This window comes from Wolbachia endosymbiont (group A) of Norellia spinipes, assembly GCF_964273535.1.
Window position 1 is genome coordinate 755,091 of record NZ_OZ187006.1, and the last position, 26,065, is coordinate 781,155.

General features: G+C 36.1%; 20 protein-coding genes, 1 tRNA gene and 2 pseudogenes. 15 read left to right on the top strand and 8 right to left on the bottom strand.

Going from position 1 to position 26,065, the window contains the following annotated elements:
* The first annotated feature begins 156 nt into the window (after positions 1–156).
* Positions 157–1,233, top strand: coding sequence for a methyltransferase domain-containing protein (locus tag ACFZP3_RS03755; RefSeq protein WP_386086871.1), 1,077 nt, complete (start codon positions 157–159; stop codon positions 1,231–1,233).
* Between the two features lie 58 nt (positions 1,234–1,291).
* Entirely contained in the window at positions 1,292–3,076 is a 1,785-nt protein-coding gene (locus ACFZP3_RS03760; RefSeq protein ID WP_253309154.1) for a ribonucleoside-diphosphate reductase subunit alpha, read from the top strand.
* Positions 3,077–3,693: 617 nt separating this feature from the next.
* On the opposite strand, the gene ACFZP3_RS03765 is transcribed toward ACFZP3_RS03760, so the two are convergent.
* Together ACFZP3_RS03765 and ACFZP3_RS03770 are read right to left on the bottom strand one after the other, a co-directional pair.
* On the bottom strand, positions 3,694–3,828 hold the full coding sequence (locus tag ACFZP3_RS03765; protein WP_265017381.1) for a hypothetical protein: 135 nt from the start codon (positions 3,826–3,828) through the stop codon (positions 3,694–3,696).
* Between the two features lie 293 nt (positions 3,829–4,121).
* A pseudogene (locus tag ACFZP3_RS03770) lies at positions 4,122–5,137 on the bottom strand (IS110 family transposase).
* 490 nt (positions 5,138–5,627) lie between these two features.
* Between ACFZP3_RS03770 and ACFZP3_RS03775 the strand changes: the two are divergent.
* From ACFZP3_RS03775 to ACFZP3_RS03810, 8 genes and pseudogenes are all read left to right on the top strand, one after another.
* Positions 5,628–6,949: pseudogene (locus ACFZP3_RS03775) on the top strand (IS110 family transposase).
* 128 nt (positions 6,950–7,077) lie between these two features.
* A complete protein-coding gene (gene uvrB, locus ACFZP3_RS03780; protein WP_386086872.1) occupies positions 7,078–8,991 on the top strand; it encodes an excinuclease ABC subunit UvrB in 1,914 nt (637 codons plus the stop codon).
* A gap of 195 nt (positions 8,992–9,186) precedes the next feature.
* Positions 9,187–11,373, top strand: coding sequence for an ankyrin repeat domain-containing protein (locus tag ACFZP3_RS03785; RefSeq protein WP_386086873.1), 2,187 nt, complete (start codon positions 9,187–9,189; stop codon positions 11,371–11,373).
* A gap of 600 nt (positions 11,374–11,973) precedes the next feature.
* Positions 11,974–13,569 (top strand): hypothetical protein, encoded by a 1,596-nt coding sequence (locus tag ACFZP3_RS03790; RefSeq protein WP_386086874.1) that lies wholly within the window; start codon positions 11,974–11,976, stop codon positions 13,567–13,569.
* A 141-nt stretch (positions 13,570–13,710) separates the two neighbouring features.
* Complete coding sequence (locus tag ACFZP3_RS03795; protein ID WP_264687821.1) at positions 13,711–13,890, top strand: hypothetical protein; 180 nt, start codon at positions 13,711–13,713, stop codon at positions 13,888–13,890.
* Positions 13,891–14,229: 339 nt separating this feature from the next.
* Positions 14,230–14,427: a hypothetical protein gene (locus ACFZP3_RS03800; RefSeq protein WP_253309710.1), complete on the top strand. Its 198-nt coding sequence runs from the start codon at positions 14,230–14,232 to the stop codon at positions 14,425–14,427.
* 34 nt (positions 14,428–14,461) lie between these two features.
* Positions 14,462–15,874 carry a hypothetical protein gene (locus ACFZP3_RS03805; protein ID WP_386086875.1) on the top strand — a complete coding sequence of 471 codons (1,413 nt, stop codon included), beginning with the start codon at positions 14,462–14,464 and terminating at the stop codon, positions 15,872–15,874.
* A 60-nt stretch (positions 15,875–15,934) separates the two neighbouring features.
* Positions 15,935–16,825 carry a hypothetical protein gene (locus ACFZP3_RS03810; RefSeq protein WP_386086876.1) on the top strand — a complete coding sequence of 297 codons (891 nt, stop codon included), beginning with the start codon at positions 15,935–15,937 and terminating at the stop codon, positions 16,823–16,825.
* Between the two features lie 10 nt (positions 16,826–16,835).
* Here the strand turns inward: ACFZP3_RS03810 and terL are convergent, their stop codons facing one another.
* The 5 genes from terL to ACFZP3_RS03835 form a co-directional block, all read right to left on the bottom strand.
* Positions 16,836–18,377, bottom strand: coding sequence for a phage terminase large subunit (gene terL / locus ACFZP3_RS03815; RefSeq protein WP_386086877.1), 1,542 nt, complete (start codon positions 18,375–18,377; stop codon positions 16,836–16,838).
* Positions 18,378–18,553: 176 nt separating this feature from the next.
* A complete protein-coding gene (locus ACFZP3_RS03820; RefSeq protein WP_386086878.1) occupies positions 18,554–20,038 on the bottom strand; it encodes a DegQ family serine endoprotease in 1,485 nt (494 codons plus the stop codon).
* A gap of 3 nt (positions 20,039–20,041) precedes the next feature.
* Positions 20,042–20,914, bottom strand: a complete 873-nt coding sequence (gene hflC / locus ACFZP3_RS03825) for a protease modulator HflC (RefSeq protein WP_386086879.1) — start codon at positions 20,912–20,914, stop codon at positions 20,042–20,044.
* A 2-nt stretch (positions 20,915–20,916) separates the two neighbouring features.
* Positions 20,917–21,951, bottom strand: coding sequence for an FtsH protease activity modulator HflK (gene hflK / locus ACFZP3_RS03830; protein WP_264687825.1), 1,035 nt, complete (start codon positions 21,949–21,951; stop codon positions 20,917–20,919).
* A gap of 82 nt (positions 21,952–22,033) precedes the next feature.
* Positions 22,034–22,249: a hypothetical protein gene (locus ACFZP3_RS03835; RefSeq protein ID WP_264687826.1), complete on the bottom strand. Its 216-nt coding sequence runs from the start codon at positions 22,247–22,249 to the stop codon at positions 22,034–22,036.
* A 156-nt stretch (positions 22,250–22,405) separates the two neighbouring features.
* Here ACFZP3_RS03835 and ACFZP3_RS03840 point away from each other — a divergent pair, with 156 nt between their 5' ends.
* The 5 genes from ACFZP3_RS03840 (at position 22,406) to ACFZP3_RS03860 (ending at position 25,725) form a co-directional block, all read left to right on the top strand.
* The gene (locus ACFZP3_RS03840) at positions 22,406–24,052 is read left to right on the top strand and encodes a hypothetical protein (protein ID WP_386086880.1); all 1,647 of its coding nucleotides are present in this window, start codon (positions 22,406–22,408) and stop codon (positions 24,050–24,052) included.
* A gap of 501 nt (positions 24,053–24,553) precedes the next feature.
* Positions 24,554–24,697, top strand: coding sequence for a hypothetical protein (locus ACFZP3_RS03845; RefSeq protein ID WP_265045170.1), 144 nt, complete (start codon positions 24,554–24,556; stop codon positions 24,695–24,697).
* Between the two features lie 42 nt (positions 24,698–24,739).
* Positions 24,740–25,075, top strand: a complete 336-nt coding sequence (gene cutA, locus ACFZP3_RS03850) for a divalent-cation tolerance protein CutA (protein ID WP_253309717.1) — start codon at positions 24,740–24,742, stop codon at positions 25,073–25,075.
* A tRNA-Gln gene (locus ACFZP3_RS03855) sits at positions 25,066–25,140 on the top strand. The genes cutA and ACFZP3_RS03855 overlap by 10 nt, the downstream gene beginning before the upstream one ends.
* Positions 25,141–25,158: 18 nt before the next feature.
* Positions 25,159–25,725, top strand: coding sequence for a hypothetical protein (locus ACFZP3_RS03860; protein ID WP_265016699.1), 567 nt, complete (start codon positions 25,159–25,161; stop codon positions 25,723–25,725).
* Positions 25,726–25,732: 7 nt separating this feature from the next.
* Here the strand turns inward: ACFZP3_RS03860 and ACFZP3_RS03865 are convergent, their stop codons facing one another.
* Positions 25,733–26,020 carry a hypothetical protein gene (locus ACFZP3_RS03865; protein ID WP_264687830.1) on the bottom strand — a complete coding sequence of 96 codons (288 nt, stop codon included), beginning with the start codon at positions 26,018–26,020 and terminating at the stop codon, positions 25,733–25,735.
* Between the last annotated feature and the right edge of the window lie 45 nt (positions 26,021–26,065).

The following is a 26,065-nucleotide window of genomic DNA, read 5'->3' on the forward strand; positions in this document are numbered from 1 at the left end:
AACAATATACTAGCAATCCTAAACAGTACAATCTGAGAAATATGCGTTAAACTTATATATACAGTAAAAATTAATAAAAAAGATATTTTGTAAGATAAAATGTGTTAAAATCAATTGCCTAAAAATGATAATGAACATTCGGAGTATTTCTCATGTATGAAAAGTAATCTCTCTTTTATAAAAAACGTTGCTTTAAATTGTATGTCTAAGCTCATTGGTGTATTAAATATTAAGAAAGTAAAACACTTCATTGTGAATAAATATAATACTCTTCATAAAGAAATGACAGTGCTTCTTAAAAAATCTAAGAACCTGTTAAATACCAACATTGAAATCGGTTTATATCACTTTTATAAAGGTAGCATATCAGATGCAAAGTTACGATTTTGGTTAATTAGCATATTTTACCCCCATTTACCCATAGTCTGGTATAACATCGGAAGGTGTCATTTTGCGGTAGGGAATACTAATAAAGCTTATAATTATTTAACACAGACACTAAAATTAGATAGTGATCACGAGGAGGCATCTTACTATATAAAAAAAATGACAAACTCAGCGCCTATTACAGAATTGCCAAAAAACCTCATAAGACAATATTTTGATTACACAGGTGAATATTTTGTTGAGCATTGGTTGATTGCTAAACAGTATAGAGGGCATGAACTTGTACACATGATAATTACAAAAATCTTCAACAACTCCACTTCTGAGCTCAATATACTTGACCTTGGTTGTGGGACTGGAATATGTGGTCATTTCTTAAAAATAAATAGTACTGGAAGCCACATAACAGGAATTGACATTTCAAGTAGAATGCTAAATATCGCAAGAGGATGCTTTATAAAAGGTAAGCCTGTTTACAATGAATTAATACATATGGAAATGAAAGAGTTTCTTAAACAAAAGAAAAACCAGCAGTATGATGTAATTATCTTTGCTGAAGTGCTACATTATCTACATGACTTTCAAGAAGAATTGGAATTAGCAAAAAGATCTACGAGCAAAAAAGGGGTTATTATATGTTTAATAAGAAGAAAGGAAGGTGAAGGTATTGACTTTGTAAACAAAGGAGACTATTTTCATCACTCAGAAAGTTATGTTCAACATGTTGCAAAAAAAATAAATATGCAGATAAGTTATATGAGTTACTGTAAAATATATGGCAGTCAGGTTGACGGTATCTTGTTTGCATTACAGCATCAACAAGAAAATCCGAAAAACCTAACTTAAAAATCGCTCAAAGTGGCTTTTAAGTATCTATATATAATAAAAGAATAAAAGGAATTTTATGAATAACATTACTATTAATTACGCAAAGGATAGCAAATTAACCGATTTTGGAAAAGCAGTTCTATCAGACAGGTATTTAATAGAAAATGAAAGTTACCAAGACCTCTTTGCACGTATTGCTAATTACTATTCTGATAACAAAGAACATGCGCAGCGTCTTTATGACTACATGAGCAACTTGTGGTTCATGCCTTCAACACCAATACTCAGCAATGGTGGCACCAAGAGAGGGTTGCCTATCTCTTGCTTTCTTAATGAAACCGAAGACAGCTTGCAGGGAATAGTTGACTTATGGAATGAAAATGTTTGGCTTGCTGCACGTGGAGGAGGCATAGGTAGTTATTGGGGAAATTTACGTTCAATTGGTGAAAGTGTAAAAGGTAGTGGTAAAACATCAGGAATTGTACCATTTATTGTGGTGCAAAATGCTCTAACGCTCGCAATTAGTCAGGGATCCTTAAGGCGAGGAAGTTCAGCAGTCTATCTTCCTGTATCTCATCCGGAGATAGAAGAGTTTCTGGATTTGCGCAAGCCAACAGGCGGTGACCCAAATCGCAAAGCGTTAAATATACATCATGCTGTAATAGTAACAGATAAATTTATGCAGGCTGTTGAGAATGATCAAGAATGGAATTTAATAAGCCCTCACAACAATAAGGTTATTTCAACTGTAAAAGCGCGGGATATATGGATCAAAATATTAACAGCAAGAGTTGAAACTGGAGAACCTTACATTATTTTCCTTGATGCAACAAATAACAATAAGCCAGAATCTTACAAAAAGCTCAACTTAGACATCAAGATGTCAAATCTATGCAGTGAAATAACTTTAACTACAGGTTATGATCACCTGAATAAGTCACGCACTGCTGTGTGTTGTCTATCATCCGTAAACCTTGAGTACTACGAAGAATGGAAAGACAATAAACTCTTCATAGAAGATATAATGCGCTTTCTTGATAATGTATTGGAAGATTTCATAAATAAAGCACCGAATGAAATGCAGCGAGCAAAATATTCTGCAGCCAGAGAACGCAGTATTGGTCTTGGTGTGATGGGTTTTCATTCATTTTTACAAAGCAAAATGGTTCCTTTTGAATCAGTAATAGCACAACAATGGAATAAAAAAATATTTAAGTATTTACGTGAGCAAGCAGATATAGTTTCTAAAAAATTAGCAGAGGAAAAGGGGGCATGTCCTGATGCCAAAGAAGTTGATCTAATGGAAAGGTTTACACACAAGCTCGCTATTGCTCCAACTGCCTCAATCTCCATTATTGCAGGCAATACCTCTCCTGGAATAGAGCCATATGCAGCAAACGTATTCATACAAAAGACACTGACAGGCTCATTTGTAGTGCGAAATAAATTCTTGCAAAAACTATTAGCAGAAAAAAATCAAGACAATGATAAAATATGGTCTTCAATTTCGACAAACGAGGGTTCCGTTCAGCATTTAGATTTTCTTAGTGAGCATGAAAAATTGACATTTAAAACAGCGTACGAGCTTGATCAAAGATGGATTATAGAACATGCAAGTGATAGAACTCCGTATGTTTGTCAGTCTCAATCAGTCAATCTGTTCTTGCCTGCCAACATACACAAACGTTACTTGCATAAAATACACATGCTTGCCTGGAAAAAAGGATTGAAGAGCTTATATTACTGCAGATCACAATCAATGCAGAGAGCTGACAAGGTTTCGCATGACATATTCAAAAAAAGTGAAATATTGCAACACAAAACAGATATTGACTACGATGAATGTTTGTCATGCCAATAGTGACCTTATTCAAAAAAAGTAGAGAGAAAGTTAAGCAAATGGGTAAGGAAATATAATAGACTTCTTGCATAACCATATAACGAACTTTTCTTGGGAATAGAAACGAAAAAACTTCCTTGACAAACTCCGCCATCCCCCTTATCATGATAGTGAAGGTATTCAGTTATCTTCATCTGTGCAGATTAAACAGCAAGAAAACAACGTAGTTGGCGTCTTATTTTTAATTTTTTGCACTATGTGCACCTTATTTCTTCACAACATTTCTGGGTTTTTACCTATATAAGCTGAAACGCGCTTATAAGTCGTTTAAGACAGTATAGTACGCCAATTTGCAGGATTAGAGAGTGACAACTAGCTAACACGGGGTTTCTTTTGCCTTTTTTTCTGCTTAGTAAATTTCTTAAACATTTGCAGCGTAGGTTAGTTGCAGTGTTTAAGACTTAAAAAACGCCAAATACTGAAAATAGACAATGACTAGGGCTTCTTTTGCCTTTTTTTTCGTTTGGTAAATTTCTTAAATATTTATAGCTAAACGATAATCTTCATCTCGCTGCTTGTTAGCGGGATCTATGTTAAGAGATACCGCGAATGAATCGCGGTATGACGTAGGACTGCTGTCATCCCAGTGCTTGACACTGGGATCCAGTTTTCCATATAATCTCATCGAAAATGTTGTAACCACTTTCTATGCTAGTTTGCTTGCTTACAAGCAAACTTTTCTGGATCCCAGTGTCGGGGCACTGGGATGACAAAAAAGGGACTACTCGGATGACAAAAAAAGAGCACTGGGATGACAGGAGATACCGTCTTGTTAGTCAACAAAAAAATTATAAAAATTTCCCAAGTTGCATCATAAAATCAAAAAATACTTCCAATTGTGTAACAGTACACAGATTATAGTTAGTGGATATGTTGATAAGTAAATTAGTTTTATACGCACAAAACAGATGAAGTTTACTTATCAACATATCCACTAACCAACAACATTCAATAAATTTGTGTAAGATACCACTTTACATAAGATAGATAGGAAGCATTTTTGATTTTAAAGTACTAAACCTTCAGTCAACCTCCTAGCCCTGTAGTTTTTGATATGGTTAGGATCAAAAGCACTTTTGGATGTCAGAATACCGAAAATGATATGGAGTAGCTTACGCATTGCAGCACCAACGATGGCCATATTATGCTTACCCTTTTCCTTTAATCTTTGGCAAAAGCTCATAATGATAGGATTGTGATTCTTAGCTACTATGGCAGGAAAGAAAAGTGCCTTACGTAATGTTTGTGAACCGGATTTACTTAATCTGGGTTTGGCATATACAGAGGAACCTGACGTCATATTTCGTGGTATAACTCCTGTATATGCTGCCAATTGCCTGGCATCTCTAAAAACCTCTATATCAGAAACTTCAGCTAAAATAGCTATTGCTGATTCTTCTCCTATGCCTGGAATAGTCAATAGAAGTTGAAAATTTTCCAACAATTCTTTGTGTTGATTTAATAGTTCACGTACGGAGTTTTTTATTGTTTCTATTTTTTGAGCTATATTCATTGCAAGGTCTTCCCAAGCATTTGCAACTTCTTTAGGCAGTCTCTCTTTTTTTTCTAAGTGGTTATTTACTAATGTTAACTCATCTTTTAACGCAACTGAGCAACGATAAAGATGTTTTAATTTTTTCATTTCAGGAGAAGGTGGTGTCCAACTAGAAGGTTCCTGTCTTTGGCAATAATCAGCAATAACTTCTGCATCGGTCTGATCATTCTTTTGTCGTATCAGCTTACTCCTTGCATAAGATTTTATGCAATAAGGATTTACAACACTTACAAAATGTCCAGCATTGTGTAGAAATTCAGCCAGTGCTTCGCTATAACAACCAGTAGATTCCATGCAGGTTTTTACTTTTTCTACATTATGTTTGTGTAGAAAATTCAGTAGACTTTGAAACCATCGTTCTTAAAGCTTCTTTTTCTAGTTTCACGCTTTCCTTTTTTGCTTATAAATGAGAGAAAAACATCAAAGCGATCTTTTGATATATCTATGCCCAAAAAGTTGTTGATCATATATAACCCCATACGTTACCATTAAAAATGAAAAGTAAGGCTAGTCTTGTGAATACAGAATTAGAACCATTCAGGTCTTTCTACGATACCTTCCAGCCTATACTTTTGAGAAGGGAATTCTTATCTCCTCTACAGATTTTATATCTAAGAAGAAGCACAGAGTTCCTCCCTTCTCCACCTAATGCTTAAGCTTAAAACATTAGATGCTTTTGACAAGATACAAGCATCGAACAGACGAAATCTGTCAAATCAGAAAGAAACACACAAATTTAAGTTTTTAGTAGTTTTCAAGTATAGTTGTACAGGGAGCGCCTCTGCAGTTATGACCGACATTTTCAATGGTGCCTAAGTGCCCGTATGCAAGCATGGTTTTGGAAGGAACGGTCAAATCATTGATGGAGTCATTTAGACTACCTCGGTTAGGAGATTGTACTATCAACCGTTCCAAGCTGAAGCGTTTCCCTATTACAAATTATATGTAGGAGTTACCATGAAAAAAGCAAAAAGTAAATTAGAAATCTAATGCAGCAGGAATAGACATTGGTTCAGCTGTACACTATGTGTGTGTACCTGAAGGAAGAGATGAACAACGCGTTCAGAAATTTGGCTGCTTTACTGAAGACCTTCATAACTTAGCACAGTGGTTGAAAAAGTGTAAAGTTACAACAGTAGCTATGGAATCAACAGGAGTATACTGGATTCCTTTATTTCAAATACTTGAGTCATACAAATTCGAGGTAAAATGCACGGCATGTAAAGAATGTACCTGGTAGGAAGTCTGACGTTCAAGATTGCCAATGGCTCCAACAACTGCATAGCTACGGACTGCTTCATGGATCGTTTAGGCCAGATAATCAGATGTGTGTATTGCGCAGTTACGTGCGGCAACGCAAAAATCTCACTGAAAGTGCATCTACACATATTCTGCGTATGCAGAAGGCATTAATTCAAATGAATATACAATTATACAAGGTTATTAGTCATATTACTGGGATAACTGGTATGAAAATCATTGAAGCTATAATTGAAGGCGAAAGAGATTCTGAAAAATTAGCAGAATTCAGGGACGTGCGAATGAAAAATGATCAGTCTACTATTGCAAAAGCGTTAGCTGGTGACTATAGAGAGGAACACTTATTCACGCTAAAGCAAGAATTTGAATTATATAATATTTATCAAGAAAAAATAGCAGAATGTGATAGAAATATTGAAGCCTATTATAAAACGTTTGAAACAAAGTCTTGTGAAAGCAAACAGCTAAGTAAGCAAAAGAATAAAAATAGCAAAAGTAAGCCAAGCTTTGCTTTGTATGAGGAACTGCACCGAATAACTGGTATGGATTTCACTAAAATTCCTGGATTTGATGTATTAAGTATACAAACCATAATTTCAGAAGTTGGTATAAACCATAGTAAATGGCCAACAGAAAAGCACTTTTCGTCGTGGTTGGGACTCAGTCCTGCTAATAAAGTTACAGGGGAAAAAGTGTTTAACACAAGAACACGTAAAGTCATTAACCGTGCTGCGAATGCTTTGCGAATAGCTGCTCATTCTGTAGGAAATAGTAAAAGTGCGTTGGGTGCATACTACAGAAGATTGAAAAAACGACTAGGAGCACCAAAAGCAATAACAGCTACTGCAAGAAAAATGGCATGCATATTTTATAGTATGCTCAAATACGGACAGGAATATGTAGAAAAAGGAATGGAATACTATGAAACACGCTATAAAGATAGAACTGTAAAAAATTTGATCAAAAAAGCGAGCGAATTTGGCTACATATTAGTTCAACAAGAAGAGTTAGTTGAGTGAGTTTCTTAGGAGAAGTCTATTGTTGGTTAATGTTTTATGGCTTTACGGAAAGTTTATAGCTATACAACTTATCTTAAAAGCAATATAGTGTTCACTATGCAATGAATCAAAGATAGTAAGTAAAGTCTATGAAATTTCAAATCACTACACATTTTCAACCCGCTGGAGATCAACCGCAGGCAATCGATAGTTTAATTGCGGGGCTAAATAGCAATAAAAGAGACCAAATTTTACTTGGGGTTACTGGTTCTGGGAAAACTTTCACTATGGCAAATGTTATAGCAAGGACAAACAGACCTGCGCTGATCATGGCACACAATAAAACCTTAGCAGCACAACTTTATGAGGAAATGAAAGGATTATTTCCCAATAATGCTGTTGGATATTTCATTTCTTATTATGATTACTATCAGCCCGAAGCTTATTTGCCGCAAACTGATACTTATATCGAAAAAGACTCTGCAATCAACGACAGAATTGACATGCTGCGTTATTCTGCCGTCTGCTCCCTCTTGGAGCGCAGGGACACGATCGTAGTTGCCAGTGTTTCTTGCATATACGGTCTTGGTTCGCCTGAAAGCTACCGCAGCATGACTATATCTTTAAGTGTTGGAGATAAAATTCATGTTAATGATTTCTTGAGTAACTTAGCTGATCTCCAATACAAGCGCTCTGATACCAGGTTTGAGAGAGGATATTTCAGAGTGCGTGGCGATATTATCGATATATTTCCTGCCTATTATGAAAATAAAGCTTGGCGTTTATCGCTGCTTGGTGATGAAATAGAAGAAATTTCTGAAATTGATGCTATAACGAGTAATATTACCAAAAGCCTAAATACAATCACCATTTTTCCAAACAGCTATCACATTACATCACGTGAGACTCTGTTGCAGACAGTTGAGCTAATCAAAAAAGAGCTGCATGAATGCTTGGATTATTACTACTTGCAAAACAAGATTGTTGAAGCAAAGCGCCTCGAGCAACGCACTAATTTTGATATTGAAATGATGAGGACAACAGGAATATGTAAAGGTATTGAAAATTATTCGCGTTATCTCTATGGAATGGAAGCTGGGGATCCACCGCCTACTTTGTTTGAATATTTACCCAAAGACGTAATTTTATTTGTTGATGAGAGTCATGTCACCGTTCCTCAGATTGGTGCAATGTACAGTGGTAATGAGGCGCGTAAAAAGAAATTGATTGACTATGGCTTCAGGCTCCCTTCCGCTTTTGATAATCGTCCATTAAAATTTGAAGAATGGGAGAAAGTTAGGCCGCAGACTATTTACATTTCAGCTACTCCTGGAAAGTATGAGTTGGCAAAGACCAATAATGTATTTATAGAGCAAGTTATCCGTCCAACAGGGCTTACAGACCCAATCTGCATTGTGAAACCAATAGAGAGTCAAATTGATGATGTAATTCATGAGGCACAAGTGACAATAGGAAAGGGATTTTGTGTTTTAATCACTACACTGACAAAAAAAATGGCTGAAAATTTAGCTGAATATATGAGTGAATTAAATATGAGAGTGAGTTATTTGCATTCTGATATTGGTGCGCTGGAGAGAATAGAAATTATATGTAAATTAAGATCTAAAGAAATTGACGTTTTAGTAGGTGTTAACTTGCTTAGGGAAGGTCTTGATATTCCAGAGTGTGGTTTGGTTGCAATTTTAGATGCTGATAAAGAAGGATTTTTGCGATCAGAAACATCGCTCATTCAAACGATCGGTCGTGCTGCACGTAATGCTGAAGGTAGAGTAATTTTGTATGCAGATAAAATCACTGGTTCTTTAGATCGTGCATTAAGAGAGACTGAAAGAAGAAGAAAAAAACAAGAAGAACATAATATATTGCACAATATTGTCCCGAAGACTATAATAAAACCTATATCAAACACCTTACAGGAGAGGGCAATAGCAGAATCAAAAGTAAATACTAATAAGGATGACTTGAGAAAGCAAATGATAGAGCATGCTGAAAATTTAGAGTTTGAAGAAGCAGCAAGAATAAAAAAATTATTGCAAGGTTAAGTAATATATGATGCTATGGGCATAGCATGAAAGTGTAAACAACTAAACTTCCACTATTCTTCTTTTTATTTTAACTCATCTTTTTGAGACTTTTGACAATTTCTTAGAACTGAAGAAGGAAAGGTGTATTTTTTTATTGACTTACCTATGTATTACGGTAATCACTAAAGAATTAGTGAGTAATGGTTATAGAATATGAATGGTGGGGTACCAAGCAAGGGATTAAATGAACAATTACGTGACATTTTAGATAAGTTAGAACAGGATATCAATCTATTAGATAATCCCGGTTATATTCAACATATAATGTTTCTTCTAGGAGCAGGAGCTGATCCAAATACAACAGGAACCCAAGGTGAAAAAACTCTGTCAGATTACTCAAGTGAAAAATTACGTGACATTTTAAATGAGTTAGCAAGCAATAGCGATCTATTAGATAATTCCAATTATACTCGATATATAATGTTTCTTCTACAAGCAGGAGCTGATCCAAATACAACAGGAACCCAAGGTGAAAAAACTCTGTCAGATTACTCAAGTGAAAAATTACGTGACATTTTAAATGAGTTAGCAATCGATAGAAGTCTATTAGATAATTATGCTCAACATATAATATTTCTTCTAGGAGCAGGAGCTAATCGAGATACACAAAACCGATATGGAAAAACTCTGTCACATTACTTAGATAAAAGATTATCTGATATTTTAGGTTGGTTAGCAATCGATAGAGGTATATTAAATGATTATATTCAACGTATAATGTTTCTTCTACAAGCAAGAGCTAATCCAAATGTACAAAACCAAGATGGAAAAACTCTGTTACATTACGTTGCTGAACGTAACGATACTGACGGTATAGGATTTCTTTTAAAAGCAGGAGCTGATCGAAATGTGCAAGATCAAAGTGGAAAGACTCCATTTGAATATGTTACTGAACATAACTGCCTTCAAGCTTTGAAGGATTTAGGTTGTAGTTCTAATGATGAAACAACTTGTACTAAATTAAGTGATCCGGATCCAGACAAGGATCAGGGCTATTATTCAGATGATTCTCGTAAAAATGAAGGGAATGGCTCCGGTGATGATAATAAAACAGTTCCTACTAAAGATAAAGGGAATTTGACAAATAACTCTAGTAATTACCCTAACAAGCACAATGATGATCAGACACTTCGTGATGATCCAGGGTATAGCTCCGGTGACGATAATAAAATAATTTCTACTGAACCGAGTGATTGTGACCGGAAAGACGAGGATTCGAGCTGTAGTTCAAGTGATCATCTTTTTCTAGAAGACTTACTTTCGATGAAGCTAGAAATACCATTAACTACAAGCGAAGAGGGGCTAATTAAAGATTTTTGTGAGAAGATAAGAGGTATAACAGCACAAAATAAACAAGAATCTGAAGAAAGTATTCTAGAAAGTATTGAGAAAATAGTAAATGAGTACTTGAAGAAAGGAATAAGGTTGAATTCAAGTTGTAATAATGGTAATGAAAATGACAATGGTGATAAAGAAACTGTAACAAGTTTAATACTTGAAGAAATAGAAGGTGTTCTTAATAATCGTGTGAAACCACGCGATGAAACCAGAGCGCGTGAAAGGCAGTCTGATAGTATCGCCGACCAAGACGACGGCAACGAAGATAAAGTTTCAGGCATCATAGAAAGCATCACTAACAAGTTATTGTTAAAAGGTGGGAAAGCAAGACAAAAATTTTTCTCCGGTAATACTGAGCTAGCACAAAATTATGGATCTAATTATATAAATGATCTCTCTAAGAAATATAAAGAAACTAAAGACAAGCTAAAGAGTATAGCATATGAAAGTATTGTAGGCAGAGATAGACAAGCTCAAAAGGGGGAGCCAGAAGAGGTAGACATAGATAATGTATGTTTTTATGTGAAATATTCACAAGATAGTATTATTGAACCTGTGAAAATCTTTAACAAAGCTGAAGATTTAAATTTAAAAGTCGGCATACTTCAAGTTGGGGAGAGTATAGTAAGAGTTGAAGGTACAAAAGATGGAAAAAGAAATTACACAGATGTCTTAGAAAGTAGCATTAAAATGTCTTTTATCACTGAGGCAGGAGAGATTAATATTTATCTAAGTCCTAGTGAGAAAGATAGTAATAAAATAGAAGTAGAAATTGATGATGAGAGTGAAGAAAGGCTTAACAAGTTAAAAGCTGAGAAGAAAAGTTTAGGAGAAAACTGTCTTTTGGGAGGAAAAAGTGTTCTGGAAGCTATAGAAGAGAAAGGTTTTAAGAAAAATGGTAATGTACCTACAGAGTCAATCGAGACTATTAAGGATGTTCCACGTACTGATGTTACGCAAGCTTGTTCGCAGCAAATTAACACAAGAGCTAAAGGCAAATAGCGATCTACCCATTATTGAAATTGTGCCACACAATAATAAGCTCACTCAAAATTGTTCCGATTTGGCAGGGTTATTTTGCCGCACCAAGCGGTATGGCTTTGAGTACGAAATTTTAATGTTCCCAGAAGCCCGTTATGATGATCAGGTGGACAGTACGGTACAATATTTACAATGGATGAGAAAAACTAACACCAGTGCTTTCAGGGTCAGGCCCAACCCTACTTAAGTGGCTAAGATATATCTAACGTAGCTTTATCTTTGCTTTCTGACAGTCTTTGTTGATACTCGTTTATCAGCCTTTCAGGCTCGTTCAATACACTCTGAATACAATATGTTGCACAAGTTATGCTAGAGAGTATAATAAAACTTATATCAAATACTTTACAAGAAAAAGTGTTGGTAGAGGCAAAAGTGAACATTAATAAGAAGGAAAGCGCATGCTAGAGCTTGAAAAAGCAGCAAGAATAAAAAATATTATTGAAAGGTTAAATGGCGTATGATATAATATACATAGTGTAAAAATATAAATAATTTTTATTGATATCTTTACGTTAACACTTCTTAAATGTTTAGTACTATAGAATTAAATTATTAAGTTTTATGAAGAGAGTAAAAATGATGGAAAGCTTTTCAGGTAACAATAAAGACAGTAATTTTATTGAGGGGACAAAAATAATGGAAAATTTTTCAGATAATAACGAAAACGATAGCTCAATCTTCCAAGGAAAAATCAGGGAGCAAGATTTCTCTGCGGAGCAGAAGTTAAATGAACTGAAAGCAGCCATAGAGAAGCTTGACAGACAAGATTTGCTCAGAAGGCTCGAGTGTGAGCGTCAGGCTTCTAGTTGTATCGATGAAATATCATCTCAAGCAGAGCTACATATCGAAGATGTTGACGGGGGCTACTTCGATTGTGAAAAACCACTCGGAGATTTCTGGAGTTTCTTTGAACCTCTCTTCAACCTCTTTGAAGTAGATGTAGATGATCCGAAAATCTACCAAATGCTCAAGGAGAAGAAAGAAAAAAACCTGATTGCTGCGATAATGAAGTTTTTGCATGAGAAGCTTAAGGAGTTAATCAAGAAGATTTTTGCACACGATTTAAGTTTCGATCAGATGTTGGACAAAGAGATAAAAGAATTGCAGGAGAAATTGGGCAGTGGTGAGTTATCAGAAGAGGAGCTTGCAAGGGTGCTCGAACGTCTACAATTTTTGCAGGATCTGAAACTCAAGTTACAGCTCGCCGTTACCGGATGGATTATTACAATGTTCGCAGAGATTTTTGGAATTGAGCTAGCAGCTATAGTAGAGGCATCTACAGAAGAAACAACTAAAGCAGAAGATAAAAAAGCAGAAAAAACATCATTAAAGGAAGAAAATAAAGAAGTTCGTGAAGAAATAAAAGTGGATGAAAGAGAAAAACCTAAAGTGCCAGTTTCCCTTTTTGAAGTTTCACCCGGATTTGTAAGGCCGGTTGTTCTGAGCAAGCCAGAACTTGAAATTGTGTCAGATCCTTTGAAACATCTATTGCGTATTACTGAGCTTGAAAGAAAATCTCATGAAAATTCACAAAAACCAGAAAAAGTGGACAAAGAAAAGGAAAAAGCGGAACCGAAGAAAGAGGTGTGTCCACCGAAAGTTCCAGAGAAGAAGCCTGTGGCAAGTGGGATAAAACTTGATTCTAAGCCAAGCGAGTATGTTAATTTTGAAGAAAGGTGTCCAAATACTAGTGTTAATGGAAGAGGAACCACGCCGCCCACTAATGGACAAGGAAACAAGCTTGATAATGGAAAGGAAAACAAGTCTGCTAGACGGCCCGCTGATGAACAAGGAAACAATAATAAAGAGAAGAAAAGCGGGTCTGCTAGTTGCGCAGAAAGCCGTCTAAATGGTAATGTTAATAGTGTTAACAAGGAAGGAATCAAATCTACTAATAAGCAGGAAACGTATGACCCTTACGCTAAGCTTGCAAAAAAAGTTGCTGAAAGGAACACTCAAAGAAAAGAATCTGCCACTATTAAACACGATTATCCAATTGATACTTGGCAAGCTCCATCAGGAACTACTGATAATGGAAAATCTAGTGCTGCTCAGCGTAGTTCTGCAAGTGATGCTAAAGAAAATCCTAAGTCAAAAGTTACTGATGTATTGAATGAACGTGCAGCAAGAGGAAATGGTAATACACTATCGAGATAGCTAGTGCTAGCTACTTATGTGATAAAGAACACCGGATCCCAGTACTGGATGACACCTATGGGTTATTTGTGATGACAAAGGAGGGTAGCCCGTGACGCTGGAATCCAGGATGTACATTAGGTTTGATAAGTGTATGGTTTTATGTTAGAAGGGAGTGTTTTTGATGGAAAAAAAACTGGATCCCAGTGTCTGGGCACTGGGATGACACCCTCTTGGATGGAACCAGCATCAGCTACTTGGATGACGCCTCACCATGTCATTCCAGTGCGTGACACTGGAATCCAGGAGCCAGTGCTTCCTTTTTGTCATTCCAGCGCGTGACACTGGAATCCAGGGGCATATAGATAGATGTCGACAGTTCGTCATTCCGCTACGTGTTAGCGGAATCTATGCTTGAGATACCGCGAATGAATCGCGGTATGACGTAGGGAACTTAGGGTTGCCAATGACTTGTCATTCCAGTGCGTGACACTGGAATCCAGGGGTATATAGATAGATGTCGACAGCTCGTCATTCCGCTACGTGTTAGCGGAATCTCGAAAACTTAAGTTTTATGAAAAAAGAGTGAATAAAATTTATACTAAAAAATATAAAAAAAGTACTTGCACTACAATTTATTTTTAGTATATTAGTTACATAATATTTTTACTGGAGGGTAATATGCCAAATGATAAAAAAAGCAAATCAGGACCTCAACCTGATGGTTCGTGGATTCCAAGTGAAAGGTTAGAATGGATTGGTCCTGATAAGTATAAAAACTACGAGCGGCAACGTGAAAGCAGTAAGCCTAACACACAACTGGGTAGTAGCAGTGCTACTAGTGCCGGTAGTAGTAAAGATAAAGGCAAAAGCAAGTAGTGTTGTTTCTTAACAATTTTTAATAGAGGTAGTTATGGATATAAAAGAGCTGGTTAAAGCGTTTAATTTAAATAATTATGCTTGTAATAAGATCAATACTAATTTTACTGTAGAAGGTAAAAAGATTGTTGGTTTATTTGCTAGTAATACTGATACAAAAGAATATCTGCGAGGAATAGGAGAGGAGATAATAAAGCGGCACTATCTTGGTGGAACTGAGGTAGCAAGTAGATATTATAACTTAAACTGTTTCCCATTTGTTCTAGGTGCTAATCCTGATAAAGAGGATTTAGGTAATGGCATAGTGAAAGTGAAGCTTGCAGGCTCTACAAATAATGAAGTGATTCGTAACTTGAAGGTTCATTTTGCTAATGAGTTTGAGAGGGCTGTGGGAGCGAAAGTGGTTGCATGTCTACAAAAAGAAGTAGGGATAACTAAGGAAGAAGCATATGAATGGATGGAAGGAACTGTTAAAACAGGAGCAATAGGTAAGCCTTATTTGTACTGTATAGCTTTTAGCGATGAATACCTTGAGAGGGAATATGATTTAGAGACTTTTGAATTTTTTAAGCAGGCATATATTAAAGAATTTAACTCAAGGTTAGAAAACTGTGGCCTGAAGAGCTCGGACTTTTACGAATATAAAGATCATATGTTATACGTCAAAAACGTTAGCGATAAGGTAATCAAGAGTGTAACAAAATATGTTAAAAAGGAAGTAGCATTTGATTTTAGAACTCCAGGAATAGAAGATTCTAAAGTCGAAAATTTTAAAGATGTTCTTGGCGATTTTATTTTTAAATTGATAGGGAAATCAATTAACGCTTATGATTATGATATTTTTACAGACAAAAAGAAAATAGAGAATGGTAATGATTTTGTCCTTGTACCTTTAACAGAAAGATATAGTGGTCAGCTTGAATTTTTAAAGCATAAGGATGTGTACAAAATTAATATAAAATATCAAAATCTTATAAGTGATATCAGAGGCAAGACTGCAGATCCAGATATTACTAATTCTGAAAACCCAATTTATGCTATCTCTAATGAAAGAATTGCTCAGTTACTTCCTGAAATTATGGAGTCTCCAATTGCATATAGTGAAAGAAACGGACGTTTTGAATTTGCAGTGGATCCTGAAAATTTTAAGAGACGTGGCTCGAGTCGATTCTCCTCAACAGTAAATTCTCCTATACATGCAGGACCGAGTGGACTAAGAACACCGCCCAACCAAAGGAAAAAAGATACAGACAGTGGTTATGATAGTAATTCACCTCCGAAACCTAAGGATTCTGTTGCACATTCTTCAAGTAGCTATCCAAGATCATCCTTTGAAGAGATAAAGGAGCCACAGTCGTGTTTTCCAAGGCGAGGGGTGCTGCCGCATAATGTAGGCGCTGCTGAGGTAGGTGCTGCTGAAAGTGGATCAGCAGGGACTAGTGCTTAGACTCAGCAAACGAACCCTTGTTTATCACAAGGCACGTCCGAAAATAAATGGATATCGTCAATGCAATTTACTGAACCAGGATTTAGTGGTTTATCATGGAAAGGTGCTAATGAAAGCACGTCAATAGGGAATAGTACTTGGTGGTTGCTATCATCGACTTCTTTTCTTACGACAAGGAATGATTCAATGTCCTCAAGTCTTGGGGTTTTTGCAGATTCTCCAAGTGTTAAAGGTAAGGAGAGCATTTTTAGTGTGGAACCTGAAAAACAGCAAGTTACTGATAAAAGTGATCGAGAAAGTAGTGATGAGTGTTCTGAAGCACAGTCACAAGAGAGTGAATCTCCGAAGAAACATGGGGGTGGTTTGTTCTGTAAAAAAGGAATGCCGATACTAGCAAAGTTATCACCTTTTAAGCGACGTAGCGTAGAGCGTGATACGATGTGTTCAAGTAAAAGTGATCTTGTGTATCATGTAACTGAAAAATCATCTGTGTCTAAGCCATTTTTTTCATTCCCAACTAGAATAAAAGCAAAAAGTAATCCACCCTCAGGGGTGACTTCTCCTACGCATGAAGGTGCGTCAGGTGGACTAAAACCTCTTACTAGTGACGAGAGGAAGGAACTACGCCCATTTCTTTCTCCTGAGCTGCAGAAGAAGCTAGACTCCAACTCTTTCTCCCCTGGGGAGGAGCAGCATTTATATTTGACGCATACTCCTTCGGGGAAATGCGAGATAACAAAATCTTTCGAGAGTCCAGAAAAGAACTTAATGCGATGTGTAAACGCACAATTACCGTCATCTGATAACCTTAGTTCTGAAAAAGTTAATAGAGATAGTGGCTTTTGTTCTATTGGATCGGCTTCTCCTGCTGTGCCACATAAGGGAAGTGTCTCTTCAGAGCTTAAACATCCGCAACAGGTAAAGCATATGTCAGAAGCTTTGGGGAAATAAATTTAGGTTTTTAGATATACCTTAACCATCTAAGCGTTTTATTAGGGTTGGGGCCAAAGTCCCTGACCCTGAAAGCACTGGTGTTAATTTTTCTCATCCATTGTAAATATTGTACCGTACTGTCCACCTGATCATCATAACGGGCTTCTGGGAACATTAAAATTTCGTACTCGAAATCGCTGAGCCATACTGCTTGATGCGGCAGAAAAATCCTGCCAGACTCTATAGTCGGAACAATTTGATAAAATCGAGTGAGTTTGTCATTGTGTGGCACTATTTCAATAATCGGTAGATCGCTATTTGCCTTTAGCTCTTGTGTTAATTGCTGACCACTTGTTTTTGCTTCGATCAAAATTGCATGTGGTGCCCATCTTGCAGCTAGTGACAGAACTTGCTCTTTAAGCTTTGGATACTCAAGCTTTGCTCGATATACATCAAGTAAATAGAATTTATTATCTATTTTTGCCCAGGTGGTGCAGACGCTAAAGTCGCTGGAATCGTTTGTTGAAACTGCAGTGTCCCAGCTTTGTGTTACATGTGAGAGATTATCAGGGAAATTTTTATAGCGCTTTAGCCACTCTTGTTTAATTATACCGCTTGAAAGCGGCAGGGGGTTTTGTTGATATTGAGCAGCAAAAGCGTAACTCCCGAGTTCAACTTTTATCATCTCAACTTCTTCTCTTCCTCCCTCCAGGGGATATAATAACTCATTCTCTTCTCTTGAGTATAATACTCTTGCAGGTAGTGTCATTCCAGCACTTGATGCTGGAATCCAGTCTTTTGCGGTTGAATTTTCTGGATCCCAGTGTCTGGGCACTGGGATGACAGGAGGGGGGATTGGAATGACACCAGTATGGTTATTAATTGAATAAATAACCTCCTTATTTTCAGAAATCATTGGCAAACAAATGTGATGCCATATGTTTTTTGGCTTGGATAAGAGGTGCCCAGTTAAGTCTTCCAGGTGGAGCCTATGCATCACAAGCACAATTACTCCTTTTTTTCTATCGTTGAGTCTCGTTACTAAAGTCTGATCGAACCAGTTTGTAACACGCTTTCTAAACGTTTCACTCAAAGCTTGAGCAGGGTTAAGCGGATCATCCACAATAATAAGATCACCACCTTCACCTGTTAACGTCCCTCCAACTGATGTTGCGATTCTGTATCCTCTCTGCACTGTTTGGAATTTATATTTAGTGTTCTGGTCTTTGGATAATTTTACCTCTGGAAACAGCTCTTTATACCAATCCGATTGCATTACGCACCTGGTGTCAAGCGAGTGCTTTTCGCTGAGCAGCCGAGAATAACTTGCAACTATTATTCTTGCGGTTGGCTGATTTCCCAGTATCCATGCGGGCCACGCAACGCTTATGCACATGGACTTCATTGAACGCGGAGGCATATTGAATATTATGCGCCTTACTTCGCCAGCATTCGCTGCTTTCAGCCTGTCTTCTATGACTTTTATGTACTGATAATCATTATACTCACATCCCGGCACCACCGTTTGAAAGCACAGTTCAATGAATTTTAGGAAGTTGATTTTGTTCATGTGTATATTTTAGTAAATGTTCTTACAAGTAGCTGACACTGGAATGACATCCTTTGGTTTTTATATATGGTTATGCAATAAATCTAATGTAGATTTGATTTATTTGATAAGATTGAAGTAGCTATAATGGCAAACGCTACTGCTTTGTGAATTTAGTAAATAACCTACGAAAAGTGCTATTTCTTTAACTTTATTGAAGTAAAAAACTGATTTCCATTGCGGTAAATGAGCAACATTATTGAATCTTTACCGTTTTTCTTTACTGCTGAATCAACTTGTTTTTGAAAATCATTAGTATTTTCTATATCGGTTCCATCTAATTGGATAATAATGTCTCCTTTTTTAATACCACGCAGCGTGGCATTACTGTTACTATCTACATTAATAACTATCACACCTTTTATAGGATTACTTTCTTTTGATTCTTTTGGCAGGTTTGAAACAGTTAAACCAGTTATGTAATCGGATGTTGATTTATTTTCTTCTTGATTATTACCTTGACCATCATTTGCAGATTCTTCAATCACAACCTTAATATTGACCTCTTTGCCCTTTCTAAGTAACTTAATTTGTACTTTTTTTCCAGGTTCAGTTCTTGAAACCATTTGAGGCAGTTGTGTCATTCTATCAATTTTTTTATCATCAAATTCTAATAATATGTCACCCACCTTAATTCCACCTTTTTCTGCAGGGCTATCCTTTACTATACTTGCAACCAGTGCACCTTTTGTATCTTTTAAACCCAAAGACTCAGCAAATTCTTTCGTTATAGGCTGAACTTGCACACCAAGCCAACCATGTTTTATTTTTTTGCCACTTTTTAATGTGTCAATAATTGACATAGCTAAATTAGATGGTATAGCAAAGCCTATACCCACGTTACCGCCAGACTCAGATGGGGAATAGATAGCGGTGTTAATGCCTATAACTTTTCCATTTAAATCAAATAATGGCCCTCCAGAGTTGCCTCTATTAATTGCAGCATCAGTTTGAATAAATTCATTCATAGTGCCGATACTAATGTCTCTGGACCTTGCAGATATAATTCCTGTGCTTACAGAGCTACCCAAACCAAATGGGTTACCTATTGCAATCACTGTATCGCCAACCCTTGCTGTATCAGAATTACTAAATGCAACAAAAGGAAGATCTTTATTAGAATGAACCTTAAGCACAGCAAGATCAGTTCTTGCATCATAGCCTAAAACTTCTGCTTTGAAATAAGTATTATCGTTCATAGTAACTGTGATATCTTGGGCATTTTTAATAACGTGATAATTGGTTACTATACTTCCACCTTTATCTATAATAAACCCAGAACCAAGCAGCACCACCTCTCTGTTAACACTAGGGCCCCTATCCATAAAAAACTGATCAAAATGCTCAAAAAATTCTCTAAAATCATCAAAGAAATTATTTCTTGGCATAAAAGGGATTTTAGTTCTATTGTTACTTTCTTGTTTGATTATTTGTTCGCTTGAAATATTTACAACCGCAGGAATGAGTTCTTCCACTAAATCGGCAAGTCCTTGATTACAGTTACATGCAGTAGTGCTAGCATCAACGACCTTTTTTGCATTCCAATCAAACATATTAGCGTATGAAGAAAACGCAATTAGAAAATATGCAAATATAGATAAAATAAATGCCTTACTTTTCATAAATTATTTCCATCCTTTGTTTAAAATATCTAAAAAGTTATTGTTTGGTGAAAGTACAAATTTAGTATTATTTTCGGCAAATGATTTACTGTAAGCGCTCATAGAGCGATAAAAGTTAAAAAACTCTTCATCAACCTTAAATGCCTCATTATAAATTCTAGTTGCTTCAGCATAACCACGGCCCCTTATTTCATATGATTCTTTTACTGCACTGGAGATAATTTCCCTTTTTAATTTATCAGCTTTTGATCTAACTTCCTGCCCAGCTTGCTCTCCTTCTGCTCTAATTTCTTTTGCTTCTTTTTCCCTTTCAGTTTGCATACGGCGAAATATTGCAGAACTATTTTCTTCTGGTAAATCTGCTCTCTTAATTCTTACGTCTATTATTTCTATGCCAAATTTTTCAGCTTCAGAATAAACTCCACGCTGAATCAATTGCATAACCTCTGATCTTTTTTCGTTCAACAAACTAATCAACGAAAATCTGCCTATATTTTCTCTTATGTGTGCTTCTATAACCGGATACAATCTTCTAACCAGCCCTGATTCATTCCTCACAGCCTGGTAAAAAGTAACAGGATTTGTTATTTTATATTTTGCATACGCATCTACTATAATACGTTTTTGATCCGCTGTTATCACTTCCCTTGGGATCTTATCAGGACTTAAATCTAAAACTCTTTTATCAAGAAACTCTACACTGTTTATGAATGGTAACTTAAAATATAAGCCACTTTCCATAACATCTCTTACAACTTTACCGAGTTGTATAACTATCGCTTGCTTTGTTTCTTGCACAACAAATATTGAATTAAATAAAACAATCAATAAAACAACAAATACAGAAACAAAAACAATTTTAATATTACTACTCATGGTTATTTCCCTAAATTTGTAAGAGGTAAATAAGAAAACATACCTTTCAGATCATCAGTTACAACAACTTTGTCTACCTTACTGAAAATATTTTCCATAGTTTCAAGATAAATACGATTCTTAACGAGAGAAGGATTCTGTCTATATTCCTCATAAAGAGATAAAAAGCGATTTGCATTACCTTTTGCTTCATTTATTACTTCATTCTCATATGCCTCTGCATCTAATTTTATCTTTATCGCTTCACCCTTTGCTCGAGGTATAATATCATTATTATAAGCGTATGCTTCGTTTATAGTACGCTCTTTGTCTGCACGAGCACTTTGTACATCTCTAAACGAACTGATTACTTTTTCTGGTGGATCAATTTTTTTCATTTGAACAGATAAAATCTCTATGCCCATTTGGTATCCATCAAGAATCTGCTGCAATAGAATTCTAGTATCTCTAGAAATTTCTGGTCTGCCTTGACCAAGTGCAAAAGAGATCGTGTTTTTACCTATTATTTCTCTCATGGCACTTTCAGCAGCATTTTTAACACTGAAACCGGGTTTGTAATCCCGCACTTTGAATAAATAGTCCTTAGCATCTCTAACGCGCCACTGAACCTCGAAGTTAACGTTGACTATATTTTCATCTCCAGTTAGCATCACACCTTCACCGCGATCTGTGTCTCGCCCATAAGAATTACTTACCCCAATTTCTTCACGATTTACTTCCTTAACATTCACTTTAAAAACCTTGCCAATAGGGTAGGGAAAGTGATAACGCAAACCAGGTGTTTCTGTATTAGAATATTTACCAAAGGTAAGTTCTATACTTTCCTCACTAGGATGGACAATATAAAAGCCAGTGCAAGCATAGAACAGTAAAATAATGAAAATGATGAAATAAGGTTTTTTGCCCCTGTTTCTGGTTAATCCATTAAGAAAGAACCTTACATCAGATACAGCTTTACTTAAAATATCTTCATTATTAGGAGTTTTGTTCCCTACCGGTTTCTTTCCCAGATTCCAAGGATTATTCTCATCAAACATAATGATTGATTCTATAATTAATACGCTAATATTACTTCTTTAATAAGAAAATGCAAACATAAATTGCTATTTTATTTACAAATTAATCATCAGGATGGAAAACATGATCGTACACTTCCTTTTCTCTATGTAGTATGGTCGACTCTATAGAATTTTCTGGCTTTTTTTTGAATTCTTTGTTGTCACTCTTTAAGTGCACTACGTCTTCGTGAAAATGGGAATTATACCTAAATAGTAAAGCTATTATTATTAAAGTTATAACAGCCAAAAAGATGAGTGCTCTTTTTATGCACCTCATAAATACTCCGGCTTCTTGACCTAATTTTCTACGCTTCCAAAAAACACGTCAAGCAGAATTATTCAAAGACAAATGAACATTAACAGCCAAATTAACACTAACTTAAGAATCGAGGGTGTACAATATGAATATATTTAATTAATAGTGAGGTTTAAAATGTTACCTAATAATGAAACAAATTCAAATGTTGTTGAAATACAACAACTTCAACAACAAAATAATTCTACGCCTTCTTCAGAGGATTTATTAAAACAAAAAATAGAATCATTGGGGAAAGAAATAAAATCATTACAAAAGCAGGGTCGATTGGACCGTGGTATTTTTAGGTTGGGAGCAATTGGCTTCATATCTTATCTTGTTGCAACCAACTGGTCAGCAATTGCTTCTGCTTTTTCAACTACAGGAACAGCTACAGTCGCTGCAGGAACAGCTGCTGTACCAATAGCTGGAATTGTAATTGGAGCAGTAGTAGGAGCTATTGTTTTGGTTGGTGCTTCTTATGCAATGTGGAAATATAGAGCACAAATAAAAGAAGGCTTCAAATATGCTGCAGAAAAGACAGTTGATGGGGCGAAGTATATTGGCGGAAAAATTAGAGATGGTGCTGTATATTCCAAAAACAAGGTAAAAGAGGGTTATGAATATTCGGCAGCTTCACTAGAAAGAGGTGTTAGCTTCGTAGGTGAAAAAGTAAAGAAAGGAGCAAGTCGTGTGACTGAGGCAGCGGCAAATAAGTTATATAATGCGGCTGGTAGCGAGAATTATTCAGACAGAATAAATGATGAGCTTGTTCCTGATTCATCACAAAAGAAGAAAATTCAAGAAATAAAAGGGGATCTCAAGGCAATTTTTGCTGACAAAGGAAATAATTCTGGGTTAGTAAAAAATATACTTTCTGGAATATCGTCAAAAATTGATTTAAAAATGGCAGAGGAAGCAAAATTAGGATGGAAAGAGTATACTCCTAAGTGGCAAGTACAGAAAGAATTCATTCATAATTTAAATGAAAAAAGTTTGTATAGCTTGTTAACAAAAAGGTCATTGCCTAAGTATAGGTATTTCATCGACAGTGTTTTCTCTGACCATTATGATGAGATTAAGGAGGTTATTAAAGAATGTAAAGAAAGTCATTTGTATTCAAGCGTAAGCAATATGTTCAACAAAGCTGAGAAAAGAGCTAACAGGCCTTCTTTCAAAAGTTTAACTAGGTCTATATCGTCATCATTGTCTTCACTAGGAAGAAAAGACTCTACACAATCAACTAGCAGTTTATCAGAAAGCAGTTCAATGAGTTCACTAGATTCTGTAAGGACTGACAGTACTATTAGCAGCGAAGCGGAATTGTTCAATCCTGCGAAGCATAAAGAAGTGAAAACAACTGCTCCATTTAAAGTGCCATTATGGTTGGGGGGTAAAAAAGCACCAGAAGAAACTACTAATGTTAAATATCAAGTTCTTTCTGAATCAGACACGTTGTCTAGACAAGTAGGAAAGAGCACTTTTTACGTTGATACTCCTATTCCCATTGAAAATACTGGTAAAACTGCAACAGCAGGAGGAAGACTTTCTGGTAAGCAGCCTATTCCAGTTACTCCACCAAAGGTATCAAGAAGCTCTTCTACTGATAGTAGAATGGGTTCTGGTTCTTCTACGCCAAAAAGTCCTTCTCTAGAAGACTTAAGTAAAGCTCGTGCAGAACTGAAAAAAACAGGTTATCTGGGCAAAATGGTGGAACAGCCTTCTACGTGTAAGTCTGAAGTTTACATTGAACCACATCAGCCAGGAGTTACATCTGGTAAGTAGCATAAACAAAACCACTCACTTTCTCCAAAGGATGTTACTCAATGAGTAACATCCTTTTTTTGTTTTTAAACTATAGAAAAATCCCAGCGTTATGCGCACAAACGTATGAACATTGTGATTTCTCCACTAGGGAAGGTGTCATCCCAGTGCCTTGACTACTTGGATCCAGGAATTTTGTTAAGTTGGGAAGCATAAAAGTAGCCGTTTTATGTTAAAATACAACATTTTGATGATTATGAAAAGGCTGGATTCCAGCGTCAAGCGCTGGAATGACATGGTGAGGCGTCATCCTGCTGCTCCTTTCTTGCCATCCCAGTAGCCTCCTTTTTTTGTCATCCCAATACCCCCTCTTGTCATCCCAGCGCCCTCTCTTGTCATCCCAGTGCGTGACACTGGGATCTAGCCATTTCACGCAATCCCATCGAAAACGCTGTGTTTTAAAAAATGTTAGCCACTTTCATGTTTACCAACTTAGTGCTCAATCAAAATTCCTAGATCCCAGTGTCACGCACTGGGATGACATGGGAAGGAAGCACTGGAATGACAGAAGAGAGCACTCGGATGACAGGGGAAGGAGGCACTGGAATGACAGAAGAGAGTGCTGGAATGACAGAAAAATCTAATCTATTTTCTCTTGATGAATAAACCTAAGTGGAGTATAGTAGAAATGCATTTACGTAGATTCTAATGAATAATTTAGTTTTGATTTATACAACTTTTTCAAGTTTGAAGGAGGCTAAAACTGTTTCTGAGGAATTGTTAAACGAGAAATTAATTGTATGTGTAAATATATTTCCTGAAGTGAATTCTCTGTATTTATGGGAAGGTAAAATTAGTAATAGTTGTGAAGTAGTAGCAATTATGAAGAGCAAAAATGATCAAGTTGATAAAATTGTAGAAAAAATCGAAGCAATGCATTCTTATGATCAGCCAGCTATTGCTGTGATGTCCATAGAAAAAGCAAATAAATCTTTTACTAATTGGGCTAATAGTGTTATTGATGTAAGTAGTATTGGGGTGTAGCCAAGTGGTAAGGCAGCGGTTTTTGATACCGTCACGCGAAGGTTCGAATCCTTCCACCCCAGCCATATTGAAGTGGGTGTGAAATGATATCACTTTTCTATAAATTAAGATTATTGAATTATATATTAGGTAGTCTAAAAGATATAATTGTGAAACTGTTTCTCTTCACAATGTATCTTTACACATCCAGCATTGTGCTCATGTTTCTCAGCAATGGTTTTTGGTATGCTGTAGAATTTGGCTCTTTCAAAAATGCGTTTTACCATTTATTTCAATATTGCAAGTGGTATTATGAAAATAGGGAAGACCTCGGTTACGGAATTTCTATTCGAATATTAGTAGCATTCCTTACTCCGCATTTTCTCTATAAGTTGTTCCTTAGCACAGGCTGGAAGTCTTTTTTAAAGGAAAAGATAGTGCAGATACTCAGCACAAGAAGAAAAAAGGGTAGTGAGTTCAGTAACAGTAGTAAACCAAGTGGCAGTAGTTATAGTGATAAGAATAATTACAGCAATAACAGTGAGCATCACGCTCAAGATGCAAAGCGGAAAGTAAACATAATAAAGCAGCTATTAATCAAAGATATAGAGGCAACTATAGATAGGAGATTGAATGATATTTTTTTCGGTAAAAGGAGTAAACCTCATTAAAAAGGCTTTATCTAGTAAGGCTTTTTAAGATTGGCTGTATTTTGTTTTTTACGTATACCGGATCACAATCAGCCAATATACATGTGTGTGCAAAATCTTGACTAAAGTCCGATAACCAAGAAATCGCCTTACGTTTCTCTACCAAGCTTTCTGTTTTTTTACAGTGACTTGCTGCATCAGTCATTGCCTGCGCTATTACTGATTTCCACAGCAAATAATACCTTTGTATATCATCTGACGTACTATTTGTTTCATAGTGGTTAAAAAATTCTTTAAAATTGAAGTTGTTTGACATAATGATACCTCTTTGGATTGAAATTTGAAATGATTTGAGTTTATG

Coding starts and splice junctions, on each gene's coding strand:
- ACFZP3_RS03755 (WP_386086871.1), top strand. CDS start 157: ATGAAAAGTAATCTCTCTTTTATAAAAAACGTTGCTTTAAATTGTATG.
- ACFZP3_RS03760 (WP_253309154.1), top strand. CDS start 1,292: ATGAATAACATTACTATTAATTACGCAAAGGATAGCAAATTAACCGAT.
- uvrB (WP_386086872.1), top strand. CDS start 7,078: ATGAAATTTCAAATCACTACACATTTTCAACCCGCTGGAGATCAACCG.
- ACFZP3_RS03785 (WP_386086873.1), top strand. CDS start 9,187: ATGAATGGTGGGGTACCAAGCAAGGGATTAAATGAACAATTACGTGAC.
- ACFZP3_RS03790 (WP_386086874.1), top strand. CDS start 11,974: ATGAAGAGAGTAAAAATGATGGAAAGCTTTTCAGGTAACAATAAAGAC.
- ACFZP3_RS03795 (WP_264687821.1), top strand. CDS start 13,711: ATGTTAGAAGGGAGTGTTTTTGATGGAAAAAAAACTGGATCCCAGTGT.
- ACFZP3_RS03800 (WP_253309710.1), top strand. CDS start 14,230: ATGCCAAATGATAAAAAAAGCAAATCAGGACCTCAACCTGATGGTTCG.
- ACFZP3_RS03805 (WP_386086875.1), top strand. CDS start 14,462: ATGGATATAAAAGAGCTGGTTAAAGCGTTTAATTTAAATAATTATGCT.
- ACFZP3_RS03810 (WP_386086876.1), top strand. CDS start 15,935: ATGCAATTTACTGAACCAGGATTTAGTGGTTTATCATGGAAAGGTGCT.
- terL (WP_386086877.1), bottom strand. CDS start 18,377: ATGAACAAAATCAACTTCCTAAAATTCATTGAACTGTGCTTTCAAACG.
- ACFZP3_RS03820 (WP_386086878.1), bottom strand. CDS start 20,038: ATGAAAAGTAAGGCATTTATTTTATCTATATTTGCATATTTTCTAATT.
- hflC (WP_386086879.1), bottom strand. CDS start 20,914: ATGAGTAGTAATATTAAAATTGTTTTTGTTTCTGTATTTGTTGTTTTA.
- hflK (WP_264687825.1), bottom strand. CDS start 21,951: ATGTTTGATGAGAATAATCCTTGGAATCTGGGAAAGAAACCGGTAGGG.
- ACFZP3_RS03835 (WP_264687826.1), bottom strand. CDS start 22,249: ATGAGGTGCATAAAAAGAGCACTCATCTTTTTGGCTGTTATAACTTTA.
- ACFZP3_RS03840 (WP_386086880.1), top strand. CDS start 22,406: ATGTTACCTAATAATGAAACAAATTCAAATGTTGTTGAAATACAACAA.
- cutA (WP_253309717.1), top strand. CDS start 24,740: ATGAATAATTTAGTTTTGATTTATACAACTTTTTCAAGTTTGAAGGAG.
- ACFZP3_RS03860 (WP_265016699.1), top strand. CDS start 25,159: ATGATATCACTTTTCTATAAATTAAGATTATTGAATTATATATTAGGT.
- ACFZP3_RS03865 (WP_264687830.1), bottom strand. CDS start 26,020: ATGTCAAACAACTTCAATTTTAAAGAATTTTTTAACCACTATGAAACA.